General features: G+C 64.4%; 10 protein-coding genes. All 10 read left to right on the top strand.

Annotated features, from left to right (window positions below; all coding sequences use genetic code 11):
- Nucleotides 1-84 precede the first annotated feature (84 nt).
- The 10 genes from GXP39_00115 (at nucleotide 85) to GXP39_00070 (ending at nucleotide 14,290) form a co-directional block, all read left to right on the top strand.
- Nucleotides 85-570 (top strand): hydrogenase iron-sulfur subunit, encoded by a 486-nt coding sequence (locus tag GXP39_00115; protein ID NOZ26441.1) that lies wholly within the window; start codon nucleotides 85-87, stop codon nucleotides 568-570.
- Between the two features lie 215 nt (nucleotides 571-785).
- Nucleotides 786-5,411: an FAD-dependent oxidoreductase gene (locus GXP39_00110; protein NOZ26440.1), complete on the top strand. Its 4,626-nt coding sequence runs from the start codon at nucleotides 786-788 to the stop codon at nucleotides 5,409-5,411.
- 45 nt (nucleotides 5,412-5,456) lie between these two features.
- Nucleotides 5,457-5,924 carry a hydrogenase iron-sulfur subunit gene (locus GXP39_00105; GenBank protein ID NOZ26439.1) on the top strand — a complete coding sequence of 156 codons (468 nt, stop codon included), beginning with the start codon at nucleotides 5,457-5,459 and terminating at the stop codon, nucleotides 5,922-5,924.
- Nucleotides 5,925-5,939: 15 nt separating this feature from the next.
- On the top strand, nucleotides 5,940-6,629 hold the full coding sequence (locus GXP39_00100; GenBank protein ID NOZ26438.1) for a hypothetical protein: 690 nt from the start codon (nucleotides 5,940-5,942) through the stop codon (nucleotides 6,627-6,629).
- Nucleotides 6,630-6,701: 72 nt separating this feature from the next.
- A complete protein-coding gene (locus tag GXP39_00095; protein ID NOZ26437.1) occupies nucleotides 6,702-7,700 on the top strand; it encodes a methylenetetrahydrofolate reductase in 999 nt (332 codons plus the stop codon).
- A 23-nt stretch (nucleotides 7,701-7,723) separates the two neighbouring features.
- The gene (locus tag GXP39_00090) at nucleotides 7,724-9,121 is read left to right on the top strand and encodes a hypothetical protein (protein NOZ26436.1); all 1,398 of its coding nucleotides are present in this window, start codon (nucleotides 7,724-7,726) and stop codon (nucleotides 9,119-9,121) included.
- A gap of 56 nt (nucleotides 9,122-9,177) precedes the next feature.
- Nucleotides 9,178-9,978: an AAA family ATPase gene (locus GXP39_00085; protein ID NOZ26435.1), complete on the top strand. Its 801-nt coding sequence runs from the start codon at nucleotides 9,178-9,180 to the stop codon at nucleotides 9,976-9,978.
- A gap of 776 nt (nucleotides 9,979-10,754) precedes the next feature.
- Nucleotides 10,755-12,092 (top strand): ABC transporter substrate-binding protein, encoded by a 1,338-nt coding sequence (locus tag GXP39_00080; GenBank protein ID NOZ26434.1) that lies wholly within the window; start codon nucleotides 10,755-10,757, stop codon nucleotides 12,090-12,092.
- Between the two features lie 151 nt (nucleotides 12,093-12,243).
- Nucleotides 12,244-13,200 (top strand): sugar ABC transporter permease, encoded by a 957-nt coding sequence (locus GXP39_00075; GenBank protein ID NOZ26433.1) that lies wholly within the window; start codon nucleotides 12,244-12,246, stop codon nucleotides 13,198-13,200.
- A 259-nt stretch (nucleotides 13,201-13,459) separates the two neighbouring features.
- Nucleotides 13,460-14,290 carry a carbohydrate ABC transporter permease gene (locus tag GXP39_00070; protein NOZ26432.1) on the top strand — a complete coding sequence of 277 codons (831 nt, stop codon included), beginning with the start codon at nucleotides 13,460-13,462 and terminating at the stop codon, nucleotides 14,288-14,290.
- Nucleotides 14,291-14,408: the final 118 nt, after the last annotated feature.

Here is a 14,408-nt window from a genome sequence, read left to right as displayed (position 1 = left end):
TAGTGGCGGATGGGATTTGGCGAGAGGTCTAGGGCGGGAGCCGTTCGTGCGTGAGATAGTTGGGGGACAGCAATCTCCAAGCCGTTGGAGGAAACCGTGGCCGACAATGGGCGGAATGGAACATTTGAACCCGAGATCACCGTCTTTACATGCATTTATTGCGGGTATATGAGTGCGGATACCGCTGGGGCGCTGCGCCTGCAGTATCCGGCGAACATCAAGCTGGTCCGCTTGCCGTGCACGGGCAAGACGGATGTGGGGTATATCCTGCGGGCGTTTGAGGAGGGGGCCGATGGGGTGTATATCGTCGGGTGCCCCATCGGCAATTGTCACCATGTGCGCGGCAACGAGCGCGGAAAGGCGCGAGTGGAGCGGGCCAAGAAGCTGTTGGACGAGATCGGCCTGGGCGGTGAGCGTCTGGAGATGTTCTTCGTCTCCGGGGGCATGGGGGCCACCTTCGCCCGCTATGCGGAGGAGATGACGGAGCGTATCCGGGCGTTGGGGCCGAACCCGCTGAAGGGGGCACAGGGAGGCGCCGCCCGCCGGGTGCCGGAGGTGGAGGCGAAGTAAGGACGGGGACTCCCCGTCCATCCAGCGTTCGCGTGTCATGGGGGCCTACATCGGGGCAGGAGGGAATGAGGTTCGGGTAGAGATCATCGGCGGTCAGTCAGGCGTATAGGATCGGCTTACCCGCGAGGTGCGCGGGCGCGGAGGACGACGCGTCGGGTTGTTGCGGGGCGCTTTCGGCGGGTAGGCCTGTGAAGTCACCAACCGGGGGGAGCGGTATGACTGACAACGGTCGTTCGGGCAATGGAAACGTGGTCGGCGCGGTCATGGTCGTGGGCGGCGGCATCGCCGGGATGCAGGCGTCCCTGGACCTGGCCGATGCGGGCTATAAGGTGTACCTGGTGGAGGCCAAAAGCGCCATCGGCGGACATATGGCGCAGCTCGACAAAACCTTTCCCACCAACGACTGCGCGATGTGTACCATCTCCCCCAAGCTCGTGGAGGTCGGGCGCCATCGGAATATCGAGCTGCTGACCAACGCGGAGATCCTGGATCTGAAGGGAAGGGCTGGCGACTTCACGGTGACGGTGCGGCGCAACCCCCGTTACATCGATCCGGAGAAGTGCACCGCCTGTGGGGATTGCGCCAGCGTGTGTCCGGTGGTCATCCCGGATCTCTTCAACGAGGGGCTCTCGCAGCGTCGGGCCGCCTACAAGCTGTATCCGCAGGCGATCCCCAACGCCTACGCCATCGAGAAGCGGGGCATCGCGCCCTGCCGCGATGCCTGTCCCGCCCATCAGCGGGCCCAGGGGTACATCGCCCTGATCCGGGAGGGGCGCTATGAGGACGCCCTGCGGGTGATTAAGGAGGACAATCCGTTCCCCGGCATCTGCGGGCGTATCTGCAATCATCGCTGCGAGGATGCCTGCAATCGGGGTAAGGTGGATGATCCCGTCAACATCCACGCCCTCAAGCGGTTTGTGACGGACTGGGTGTACAGCCGCCCCCGGGTTCCGCCGGAGCCGGCCGAGCGGAAGTACAAGGAGCGCGTGGCGGTGATCGGGGCGGGGCCCTGTGGCCTGACAGCGGCCCAGGATCTGTGCAAGATGGGCTACAGCGTGACGGTGTTTGAGGCGCTGCCCATGGCCGGCGGGATGCTGCGGGTGGGCGTGCCGGAGTTCCGTCTGCCCAGCTGGATCGTGGACCGGGAGGTCCAGGACATCGTGGACTTGGGCGTGGAGCTGCGTCTGAACACCCGGGTGGACAACCTGGACGACATCTTCGCCGAAGGGTTCGATGCGGTGCTCATCGCCGTGGGCGCCCACGAGGGGCGGAAGCTGCCGATCGAGGGTGTGGATCTGGAGGGGGTGCTGGTCAACACGGTCTTCCTGCGGGACGTGCGGCTGGGCAACCCTCCCGACTTCTCCGGAAAGCGCGTGATGGTGCTGGGCGGGGGGAATGTGGCCATCGACGTGGCGCGCACGGCCGTCCGGCTGGGAGCGGCTGAGGTGCACATGGCGTGCCTGGAGGAGCGGGAGAAGATGCCCGCCCACCCGTGGGAGATCGAGGAGGCCGAGGCCGAGGGCGTGATCATCCACCCGGGCCGCTCCTTCAAACGCATCTTGGATGATGGGCATGGGCGGGTCGCCGGGCTGGAGTGCCTGAAGGTCACGTATATGGAGTTCGACGAGGAGGGGCGGCTGATCCTGGAGACGGAGCCGGGGTCGGAGCACGTGATCCCCTGCGACATCGTCATCTTCTCCATTGGGCAGCGGGCCGGCCTGGCCTTCATCCCGGAGAGCAGCGGGGTGGGCATCACGCCGCGCTCCACCATCGCGGTCAATCCCAACACGCTGGCGGCGACGCGGCCGGGCGTCTTCGCCGCCGGTGACGCGACGACGGGAACCGCCTTCGTGATCGAGGCCGTCGCCAGCGGCCACCGGGCGGCGGAATCCATCCACCGCTACCTGCGGGGCGAGGAGCTGGAGCCGGCGCCTAAGCCGGAGCTCCCCGTCGTCCATCTGACCCAGGCCGAGATCCAGGACCGCATGCAGCGGGGTGAGGTCAAGATCACACCCCGGGTGCCGATGCCCATGGTGCCCGTTGAGGAGCGGCTTCGGGGCTTCACCGAGGTGGAGAAGGGGTACACGGAGGAGCAGGCGCAGGAGGAAGCCGCCCGGTGTCTGGCCTGTGGCATCTGTTCCGAGTGTTTGAGCTGCTGGTATGAGTGTAAGGCGGGGGCTATTCATCACGATGAGCCGCCTCGCACCGAGCAGATCCGGGTGGGGGGCATCGTGTTGGCGCCCGGATATGAGGTGTACCACGCCGAGATGTCCGAGGAGTACGGGTGGGGACGCTATCCCAACGTGGTCACCGCGCTCCAGTTCGAGCGGCTGCTGAGCGCCTCCGGTCCCACGGAGGGACACGTGGTGCGCCCCTCCGATGGGAGGCCGGCTCGCAAGATCGCCTTCCTGCAGTGCATTGGCTCCCGCGATCAGTCTCATGACTACTGTTCCGCCGTCTGCTGCATGTACGCGGCCAAAGAGGCGATCATGGCCCGTGAACATGACGCGGAGGCGGAGATCACCGTCTTCTTCATGGACATCCGGGCGTTCAGCAAGGGGTATGAGAGCTACTATCGACGGGCTCAGGAGCAATATGGCGTCCGGTATGTCCGCTGTCGGGTCTCCTCGGTGAAGGAGGATCCCCATACGCACGATCTGATCGTGCGCTATGTACGTGGCGATGGCCGGAACGGCGGAGGCGAGGGAGGGATCGTCGAGGAGCCCTTCGATCTGGTGGTGCTCTCCGTGGGAATGGAGATCTCGCCGCAGGTGCGGGATCTGGCCCGTCGGCTGGGGATCGAACTGGACCCATATGGATTCTGTCACACAGTCCAGTTCCAGCCCCTGCAGACCAGCAAGCCGGGCATCTATGCGGTGGGGCCGTTCCGGGAGCCTAAGGATATCCCGGAGACGGTGGTGGAGGCCAGTGGTGCGGCCGCGCTGGCCGGCGGTCTGCTGGCCTCGGCCCGGGCGACGTTGATCACGCCGCCGGAGTATCCGCCGGAACGGGATGTGAGCGGCGAGGAGCCGCGCATCGGCGTCTTCGTCTGTCATTGCGGATCGAACATCGGCGGCTTCCTGGACGTGCCGGCCGTGGCCGAATACGCCAGGACGCTCCCCTATGTGGTGCATGCGGAGCACAACCTGTACACGTGCTCGCAGGATTCCATCCGCCGCATCACCGAGAAGACGAAGGAGCTGGGGCTGAACCGCGTGGTCGTCGCCTCCTGTACGCCGCTGACGCACGAGCCGCTGTTCCAGGACAGCATCCGGCAGGCAGGGCTCAATCCCTATCTCTTTGAGATGGCCAATATCCGGAATCACTGCTCGTGGGTGCATTCCCACGACCGGGAGGCGGCGACGGAGAAGGCCAAGGAGCTGGTGCGCATGGCGGTCGCCCGGGCGGCCAGGCTGGAGCCGTTGCATCCCATCGATGTGCCGGTGACGAAGCGGGCGCTGGTCATCGGCGGCGGGGTGGCCGGGATGCACGCCGCGCTGGCGTTGGCGGAGCAGCAGATCGAGGTCGACCTGATCGAGCGAGAGGCCGAGCTGGGCGGGAACCTGCGGCATGTTCGGTTCCTGGTGGAGGCCAGGGCGCCGGAGGGGGACGGGAATGGGAGCGTCTCGCTCCGATGGCGTGATGCGCAGACCTATCTCCGGGACCTGATCGAGCAGGTGCGTGCGAACCCGCTCATCACCGTCCATTTGAACGCGGAGCTGTTGGATACCCGAGGGTATCGGGGGAACTTCACCTCGACCGTGCGCACCTCCGAGGGGGAGCTCTCCGTCCGACACGGGGCCACGATCATCGCCATCGGCGCGCAGGAGTATCGGGGGACGGATTACGGCTATGGGAGCGATCCGCACATCCTCACCCAGCAGGAGTTTGAGGCGTTGTTGGCGACGTGGTCGGCGGGGCTCCAGGGTGATGAGGCGCCGCGCTCGTCGGCCGCTGATCTCCAGTCCCCGCTCCAAAGCGTGGTGATGATTCAGTGTGTGGGGCCGGCGGAGCGTTATTGCAGCCGGACCTGCTGCACGATCGCCCTGAAGAACGCCCTGAAGCTGAAGGAGCTCAATCCCGCCGCCCGGATCACCGTCCTGTACCGGGATATCCGCACGTATGGCTTCAAGGAGCGGCTGTATACGGAGGCGCGCCGGAGGGGCGTCCTCTTCGTCCGGTACGATGCCGACCGCAAGCCGGAGGTGCATCTGCCGGAGCGGGAGGGCGGTCGGCCGGAGGTGCGGGTCTGGGAGCCCGTGTTGGAGCGGGAGATGACGTTGCATCCCGATCTGTTGGTTCTCAGCATGCCCATGGTGCCGGTGGAAGGGGCCGAGGAGCTGGCCAACCGGCTCAAAGTTGGGGTGGACCTGGACGGCTGGTTGATGGAGGCGCACGTCAAGTTGCGGCCTGTGGACTTCCCCACGGATGGGTTGTACATGGCCGGCGCGGCCCACTACCCCAAACTGCTGGACGAGGCGATCGCTCAGGCGCAGGCGGCCGCGGCCCGGGCCGCGACCATCCTGACCCGAGATGCATTGCAGGTGGGGGGCATTGTGGCGCAGGTCCGCTCGGAGGAATGCGTGGGGTGCCTGACCTGCGTGCGCATCTGTCCCTTCGATGTCCCGCAGGTCCGGGAGGACCTTGTGGGGGCCGGCGGGATTCAAGGGGCGGCCTACATCGAGCCCGCTCAATGCCAGGGGTGCGGCATTTGCGCCGCCGAGTGCCCGGCGAAGGCGATCCAGCTCATGCATTATCGGGACGTCCAGATCGAGGCGAAGCTCGACGCCCTGTTCGGAGGCCCGCCCGCCGGGTTGCCCCGTGTTGCTGAGATGGCGTGATCGTGATCCTTTTTGAGATGTTCGCGGTGAGGAGGTGACCATTTCATGTCCGGGATCGATTTCTTACCCGAGATCATCGCCTTTTGCTGCCGTCATTGCGCCTATGCCGCGGCGGATCTGGCCGGCTCGTTGCGGATGCAGTACCCTCCCAGCATCAAGATCGTGGAGGTGCCGTGCACGGGGCGGCTGGAGGTCGTCGAGGTGCTCCACGCCTTTGAGCGCGGCGTTGACGGCGTGATGGTGGCCGGTTGACTGCCCGGCGATTGCCATTACCTGGAAGGTAATCTAAACGCCAGAAGGCGAGTTGCATATATCCAGGATCTGCTGACGCAGATCGGCCTGGAGAGCGATCGGATCGAGATGTTCCACCTCTCCTCGGCGATGGGGCCGCAGTTCGCCCAGTACGCTGCGGAGATGACCGAGCGCGTGCAGAAGCTGGGGCCGTCCCCGCTGCGGGAGGGGCAGCCGTCGGCCGCGACCGGTCGCCGGAAAGAAGGAAACGTTGATGATTAGAGGGAGGAACGGGCGATGATTGTTGCGGAACAGAAGCCGTTGGAGGAGATCAAATCGTTCATCGCGGACGCCGAGCGGGTGCTCATCGTCGGCTGTGGGACATGCGTCACCGTGTGTTTCGCAGGGGGGACCAAGGAGGTCGGCATCCTGGGCTCCGCGCTGCGCATGGCCACCCGGCTGGACGGCAACGGCAAGGTGATCGACGAGGTGACGGTGCAACGTCAGTGCGAATGGGAGTACATCGATCCCTTGAAGCCGCGTTTGGATGACTACGATTTGATCCTCTCCCTGGGCTGCGGCGTCGGGGTGCAGACGCTGGCCGAGCGGTTCCCGACGAAGCGGGTGGTTCCTGGCCTGAACACCAAGTTCATGGGGCTGCCCGTGGAGCAGGGGATATGGGAGGAGCGCTGTCAGGGTTGTGGGAACTGCATCTTGCACCTGACCGGCGGCATCTGCCCCATTGCGCGCTGCTCGAAGCAGCTGCTGAACGGGCCGTGCGGTGGCTCGCAGGATGGGAAGTGCGAGGTCAACCCGGAGACCCCGTGCGCGTGGCAGCTGATCTGGGAGCGGATGAGCGCGTTCGGGATGCTGGATCAGCTGTTGGAGATACAGCCGCCCAAGGATTGGTCGACCAGCCGGGATGGCGGCCCGCGCCGCATCGTTCGAGACGATTTGCGGCTGCCGGAGGAGTACCAGGAAGGGTAAGCGTAGAGTATTGCGCAGTACGCGGCACGCAACACGCGGCACGTAATGCGTCTTAATCCTGCGGAGGCGAATATGGCCGAGGTTTCGACCAATGGGTATAAGTCGGGAAGCAATCTGGAGCGGTTGATCCGGGCGGGGCATTTCGTGGTGACCGCGGAGCTGGGCCCGCCGAAGGGCTGGCAGCGGGAGGTCATCGAGCGGAAGGCGGAGCTGCTTCAGGGCGTCGTGGACGCGGTCAACATCACGGATAACCAGACGGCCATCGTGCGGATGTCCAGCATCTCGGCCGGGTGCATCCTGGTGCAGCTGGGGCTGGAGCCGATCATCCAGATGACCTGCCGCGATCGCAACCGCCTGGGGATCCAGAGCGACCTGTTGGGCGCCGCCGCGTTGGGCATCCGCAACGTGCTCTGCCTCACAGGGGACCATCAGAGCTTCGGCAACCACCCCACCGCCAAGAACGTGTTCGACATCGACAGCATCCAGTTGATCCAGATGGTCGCGCAGATGCGTGAGGCGGGGTGCTTCCAGTGCGGGGACAAGATCGTGGGAGGGCCTCCGCCCTTCTTCATCGGCGCGGCGGCCAACCCCTTTGGCGACCCCTTCGACTTCCGGCCGTATCGGCTGGCGAAGAAGGTGGCGGCCGGGGCCGACTTCATCCAGACCCAGCTCGTGTACGATATCCCGCGCTTCAAGGAGTACATGAAGCGCGTGGTCGACATGGGCTTACACGAGAAGGTGGCCATCCTGGTCGGCGTGGGGCCGCTGAAGAGCAGCGGCATGGCCCGGTATATGCGGGATCAGGTGCCGGGGATGATCGTCGACGACGAGTACGTGAAGCGGATGCAGGCGGCCGTGGCGGGCATCCCCAAGGAGGACAAGGCCGCGCGGCGAGAGGCATGGCGCGCGGAGGGGATCAAGATCTGCATTGAGCAGATACAGCAGTTGCGGGAGATCGAGGGTGTAGCTGGCGTGCATATTATGGCGATCGAGTGGGAGGCGGCGGTGAAGCCCATCGTGGAGGGCGCGGGATTGTTGCCCCGGCCGACCGTCAACGGCAGTGATGCCTGATGGTAGGGATCGAGAGGTGTGATATGGCGACCCTGGAAGCTGCCACCGCGGAGGAGCTGGCCCAGATCGTTCAGCGCGAGATCGGGCAGAATGTCTATCTCTGCTATCAGTGTGCCAAGTGCAGCAGTGGCTGCCCGCTGGCCGATTATATGGATATGCTGCCCAACCAGGTGATGCGGGCGCTGCAGTTGGGCGAGGATCGGGTCCTGGAGTCGAAGACCATCTGGCTGTGCGCGGCCTGTCAGACCTGCACCACGCGATGCCCACAGGGGTTGGACATCGCGGGCATCATGGATACGCTGCGCATCGAGGCTCGACGACGGGGGATCCCACCCGCCGTCCCCGAGGTGGAGAAGTTCAGCGATCTGTTCCTGCGCGATATCAAGCTGTTGGGGCGGTTGTATGAAGTGGGGCTGATGGCCGGGATGAACCTGATGACGGGGAACCTGTTGAAGGACATGGACATGGGGCTGGAGATGTTGAAGCGGCGGAAGCTGAAGCTCCTCCCGTCCTTCGTCCGGCCGCCCCGCAAGGTGGAGCCGGTGGAGCCGGCCGAGGGCAAGGTCGCCTACTATCCCGGTTGCTCACTTCACTCCACCGCCGCCGAGTACGATCAGACGGTTCGGGCCGTCGCCCGGGAGATCGGCCTGGAGCTGGTCGAGCCGCCGGGATGGATCTGCTGCGGCTCCAGTCCGGCCCATTCCACGGATCATGTCCTGGCCACGGTTCTGCCCATGCGCACGCTGGCCGTCATCGAGCAGATGGGGCTGGACACGGTGACCGCCCCATGCAGCGCGTGCTTCTCCCGCATGCGCGCGGCCGTTCACACGGTGACGCACGACGACGAGATGGCGCGAGAGGTCGAATCGCAGATCGGCTATGCCTATCAGGGGCGGGTGACCATCCAGCACCTGCTGGACACGTTGGTGGAGCGGGCGGGATTGGATCGGATCGAGGCCCGCGTCGAGAAGCCGCTGACCGGGCTCAAGGTCGCCTGCTACTATGGCTGCCTGGTGACCCGGCCGCCGAAGATCACCCAGGCCGAGCACCCCGAGTATCCGATGCGCATGGATTACCTGGTGCGCTCGCTGGGGGCTGAGCCGGTGGACTGGTCCTACAAGACCGATTGCTGCGGTGGATCGCTGGGCATCACCCAGACGTCACTGGCCCTGGAGATGACGCGGCGGGTCCTGCAGAACGCTCGGGATTGCGGGGCGGATGTGATCGTTGCGGTCTGCCCCCTGTGTCATGTGAACCTCGACGCCCGGCAGGGTCAGATCGATCTGGATTTCCAGATGCCCATCCTCTACGTGACCCAGTTGATGAGCCTGGCCTTTGGCTTGGGGCCGGAGACATCCGCCTTGCACAAGAACATGGTGGATCCTCGGCCGCTGTTCGAGGAGAAGGGGCTCCTGTCGTAGGGGCATGTGCGCTTGGGAAGGGATAGATTTAAGTGAGGAGAGGATAGGGGACGTCCATGACGAAATTGGCGATTACGGGAAAGGGTGGGGTGGGGAAGACGACGTTGTCCAGCGTGCTCGCGTATCTGTATGCGCGTGACGGGCGGCGGGTGCTGGCGATCGATGCGGACCCGGCTGCCAATCTGGCGTTGTCGCTGGGTTTCCCGCCGGAGCTGGCCGATGCGATCGTGCCCATCGCGGAGATGGACGATCTGATCTACGAGCGGACCGGCGCGAAGAGGGGGACCGTCGGCGGTTGGTTCCGTCTCAACCCGCGGGTGGATGACATCCCTGATCGCTTCTCGGCGGAGCATCGGGGGATCCGATTGCTGCGGCTGGGCACGGTCAAGCAGGGGGGCAGCGGCTGTCTGTGTCCGGAGAACGCGCTGCTGCGGGCGCTGGTCACGCATCTGCTCCTGGGGCGGGACGAGGTCGTCATCATGGACATGGAGGCCGGGGTGGAGCATCTGGGCCGGGCGACGGCCCAGGCGGTGGACGCCCTGATCGTCGTCGTCGAGCCGGGGCGGCGCAGCCTGGACACGGCGCGCCTGATCCGCGGGCTGGCCGGCGACATCGGCCTGCGTCGCGTCTTCCTGGTGGCGAACAAGATGCGGAACGACCGCGATCGGGAGTACATCGAGTCCCGGGCCCAGGCGGAGGGCTTTCAGGTGCTGGGGTATCTTCCCGCCGATCCCCAGGTGGTTGAGGCCGACTTCACCGGCCAGGCGGTGTTCGACTGCGCTCCGGACCTGGTGCGGGCCGCCGAGGAGGTGCAGCGTCGGCTGGATGCGCTGACGGCGTCTGCGGAGGAGGCGTAGCAGGGCATTGGAGTGAGGGACGGCCTGGCCTTATGGGCCGGGCTTAGGGGAGGAGGATAAGAGCTCGTGAGAGGGGTTTGCGGCGGTGCAGCGCCGTTGTGTCGCCGCAAGTCCCTCCGCTATCCTGGAGGGCGTGCCTCTGACGCATGTCCGGCCGCGCGGTGGCAGGAAGCCGGCCGGGATTCTGCGTTGGCTTCACATGATCTCCCTCCCTGAGGCCCTCGCCTGCGATCCTCCCACTCCGACGATGGTCGCACGTGATGCCCATCGAAAGGATGCACCACCCATGTGACGGTAGTGTATCTTTTCGGTGGGAATACGGCGGGGAGCCTTGAGAGGCACAGCCTCTCAAAAGAAGCTTCCCTGTTTCGGCCCCTTACCCGCCTCGCCCGGCCTTATCCGCCCGAATTAGGCCGAGAGAGGGCAGGTTCGGAGCCGAATTGGATGCGCCACCCACGTGACTCATTGATGTACAGACGCGTGAAAAAGTGATATAATATCGGTAGATGCTATGATGGATGGCATCGCATTTCGGTGTGGTGATCAAATGTGAAGGGAGCACCTCTGTAGCCATCGGGGAGCCCTCCCAGGGAGGCATGGGAGATGGCTCCCTCCGAGTTCCCTTTCCTTCTGCCTTTGTCCGCCCGGGCCTGGCCTGGCTCGCCATCGGGGCCGAGTACAGTGGGCCAGGGGCGGTATTCCTCGCATTCATGGTGATGTCCGGCGCGTTGCGTCCAAACGACCCCCGATTGAGTGCATGAAGAAAGGAGGCAGAGATGTCGGGTAAAGGACGGTGGTTCAGCCTGTTGGTCGCGGGAACTCTGGTGCTGGTGTTGTTGGCGTCGTGTGCGCCACCAGCGGCGGCACCGGCCCCAGGTGGGGAGGAGGCTGCTCCTCCTGCTGAGCAGAAGGTATTGCGGGTGTGGATCACCTGGGGGGATAACCCGGCGCAGCTCCAGTCGCTGTTCGACAAGTATGGGGAGGCGAACAACGTCCGGGTGGAGGTGAACTCCCCGGTGGATGACGACAAGGTCATCGCGGGCCTCTCCGGCAGCCAGCCGCCGGATATCCTGGTCCTGGGCGGGCCTGACAGCGTGGGTACCTGGGCGCGTGAGGGCCTGATCACCCCATTGGATGACTTCCTGGCGGGCGGCGAGGTGGATCTGAACGACATCTTCGAGGCCCCGCTGAGCCAGTGCAAGTACCAGGGGAAGTATTACTGCCTGCCGTGGGGCACGGACACCTACGCGCTCTTCTGGAACAAGGACCTGTTTGAGGACGCCGGGTTGGATCCCGAGCAGCCGCCGCAGACGATGGAGGAGCTGGTGGAGTACGCCAAGAAGCTCACCAAGTTCGATGAGAACGGCAACATGGTCCAGGTGGGCTTCATCCCGGACTTCTCCTGGTCGCATCTGGGGCTGTACGTCGCGATGATGGGCGGCTACTGGTATAGCGAGGACGGGACGAAGATCCTCTTCACGTCCGATCCGGTGGTGAACGCCCTGAAGTGGGAGCAGCAGTTCTATTGCGACTATAACGTGGACGAGGTGCTGCGCTTCACCTCCGCCTTCGGTGGCTATATGTCGCCGGACAACGGCTTCTACGCCGGGAAAGTGGCCATGATGGTGGAAGGTGAGTGGCAGCCTGGCCCCAACTTCATCCAGAAGTACAAGCCGGAGCTGTACTACGGCGTGGCACCCTTCCCGCCGCCGCAGGATCACCCCGAGCGCAAGAACACCAATCTGGTGAGCGGCACCGTGGCGTTGATCCCCAGCGGCGTCAAGGACAAGGCCGCTGCCTGGAAGCTGATGGCGTGGATGATGTCGCCGGAGATCGTGGCCGAGGAGATGGTCGCCAACTTCAACCTGCCGTCCAGCAAGAAGGCGGCGGAGGACCCGCGCTTCCATGAGAACGAGAAGTTCGAGGTCTTCCTGAAGCTGATGGCGGATCCGAACGCCAAAGCGCCTATCCTGACCCCCATCAACGCCGAGGTGGAGACCGAGCTGGGACAGATCGAGGAGCAGGTGCTGCACACATGCGCCGATCCTCTGCCGCTTCTGGAGGAGGCTCAGGCCAGATTGCAGCCCATGCTTGACAAGGCGCTCTCGGACTAGCCTTTCGGCACGCTTAACGAGAGCCCTGCTCCCAGCAGGGCTCTCGTCCTTTTCCGGGCCGGGCGTGCGGCGAAAGGCGGATGGCCGCCGGCTGCTCATCGCCGGATATCCCTTGACGACATCCTGTGTGAGGAGGTGGCGTGTGACGGCGATTACGAAGCGTTCCACGCGCTCGGGATCGTCTTCCCTTTGGTGGGGATGGAGCCGACAGACTCGGCGTCGCTTCATCACCGGCATCCTGTTCATCTCGTTGTGGATCATCGGCTTCTTCGCGTTCACGTTATATCCCATGGCCGCGTCCCTCTACTACAGCTTCACCGAGTACCACATCAAGCGGGCGCCGGAATGGATTGGGCTGAGCAATTATGTGAGCCTCTTTCGCGACCGATTGTTCTGGAAGTCGCTGTACAATACGGGATACATGGTCGTCATCGGCGTTCCCCTCTCATTGCTGCTGTCGTTCGTCTGTGCCCTCCTGTTGAACATCAAGATCCGGGGGCAGTCCGTCTACCGGGTGGTCTACTTCCTCCCCTCGATCGTGCCCACCGTGGCGAGCACGTTGCTGTGGCTGTGGATCCTCAACCCGAATAGCGGTCTGCTGAATACGCTGCTCAGCCACGTGGGCATTCGCGGCCCCAACTGGACGCGGGATCCGACGTGGTCTAAGCCGTCCCTGATCCTGCTGGGCCTGTGGGGCGTGGGGAACACCATCGTGATCTATCTGTCCGGCCTTCAGGATGTGCCGGTGGTGCTGATGGAGGCGGCGGAGCTGGACGGGGCCAACTGGTGGCAGCGCCTGTGGGCGGTCACCATCCCCCTGGTGTCCCCCATCACGCTCTTCAACCTCATCATCGGGGTGATCGCCACTTTCCAGTATTTCGCCCAGGCTTACGTCCTCAGCGCGGGGGTCAGCCCTGTGGGGAGCGGCCTGGGAGCCCCGTTGAACTCGACCCTGTTCTACAGCGTGTATCTCTACCAACAGGGTTTCGTATACCTGAAGATGGGGTACGCCTCCGCGCTGGCCTGGATCCTGTTCATCGTCATCATGATCTGTACGTTGGTGCTTCTGCGCTCTTCCGAGCATTGGACCTATTACGAGGGAGGGTGAGCCGATGGCCCAGGCTGTCCTATCACCGACTGCTCGCCGTCCCCTGTGGCGGCGTCAACTGCGTCGCCAGCTGGGACATCTTGCGGCGCACTTGGCCATCATCGTCGTCGGCATGTTCTTCTTCATCCCCTTTCTGTGGATGCTGTCCACCGCGCTGAAATCGGATCAGGATGTGTTCCGGGTCCCGCCCTCCTGGTTGCCTCATGACAATCTGCGGGTGACCATCAATGGGCAGGAGCTGCCGATCTATGAGGTGCAGATGGATGGTCAGGTGAAACGCTTGGCGCTGCTGGACATCGCCGAGGGGTATGGGACGTTCGTGGACCCTGCCGACCCCGCGACGACCATGAAGATCCGCATGAAGTACGCGGAGCCGGTGTTGGTGGTCGGCTTTCGGTGGCGCAACTTCCCGGATGCCATGAACCGTGCCACCCGGCCGGGGCTGGGGGTGAACTTCTGGACCTACGTGAAGAACAGCCTGATCATCGCCATCTTCTCGATCATCGGCACCCTGATCTCCTGTGCGCCGGCCGCGTATGGCTTCGCCCGCATCCGTTGGCCGGGCCGAGACCTCGTCTTCGTGGTTGTGCTGGCCACCATGATGCTGCCGTTCCAGGTGACCATGATCCCCCTGTACATCTTCTTCACCGACAAGCTCGGATGGGGGAACACCTTCCTGCCGCTGATCGTCCCGACCTTCTTCGGCAACGGGTTCGACATCTTTCTGCTGCGCCAGTTCTTCCGCACCATCCCGGAGGAACTGTGTGACGCCGCTCGGGTGGATGGGGCCTCCGAGTTTCGCATCTTCTGGAACGTGGTGTTGCCTCTGTCCGTGCCCGTGCTGGCGACCATCACTGTGTTCACGTTCCTGTGGGCCTGGAACGACTTTCAGGGGCCGCTGATCTATCTGACGGACCCGCGCCTGTTCACTATGGCGCTGGGGTTGCAGGACTTCCAGGGACAGCACACGGTGGCGTGGAACCTGCTCATGGCCGCGGCCACCGTCTTCACCGTCCCGATCGTGATCCTGTTCTTCTTCGCCCAGCGGACCTTTATCCAGGGGGTGAAGCTGACCGGGCTGAAGGGATAGCGGATCGCGTGGGTGCCGGACTTGAGGGGCCGAACGGAGAGTTCGGCCCTTCTGGTTCTTGCGGCGATGGTTTGTCCTGGCGTCGATTCATGGTTGTATGGAATCAGGGCCGCAAGAG

It is taken from the genome of Chloroflexota bacterium (assembly GCA_013152435.1).
Taxonomy (GTDB): domain Bacteria; phylum Chloroflexota; class Anaerolineae; order DUEN01; family DUEN01; genus DUEN01.
This window is presented reverse-complemented; position numbering and strand designations above follow the sequence as displayed.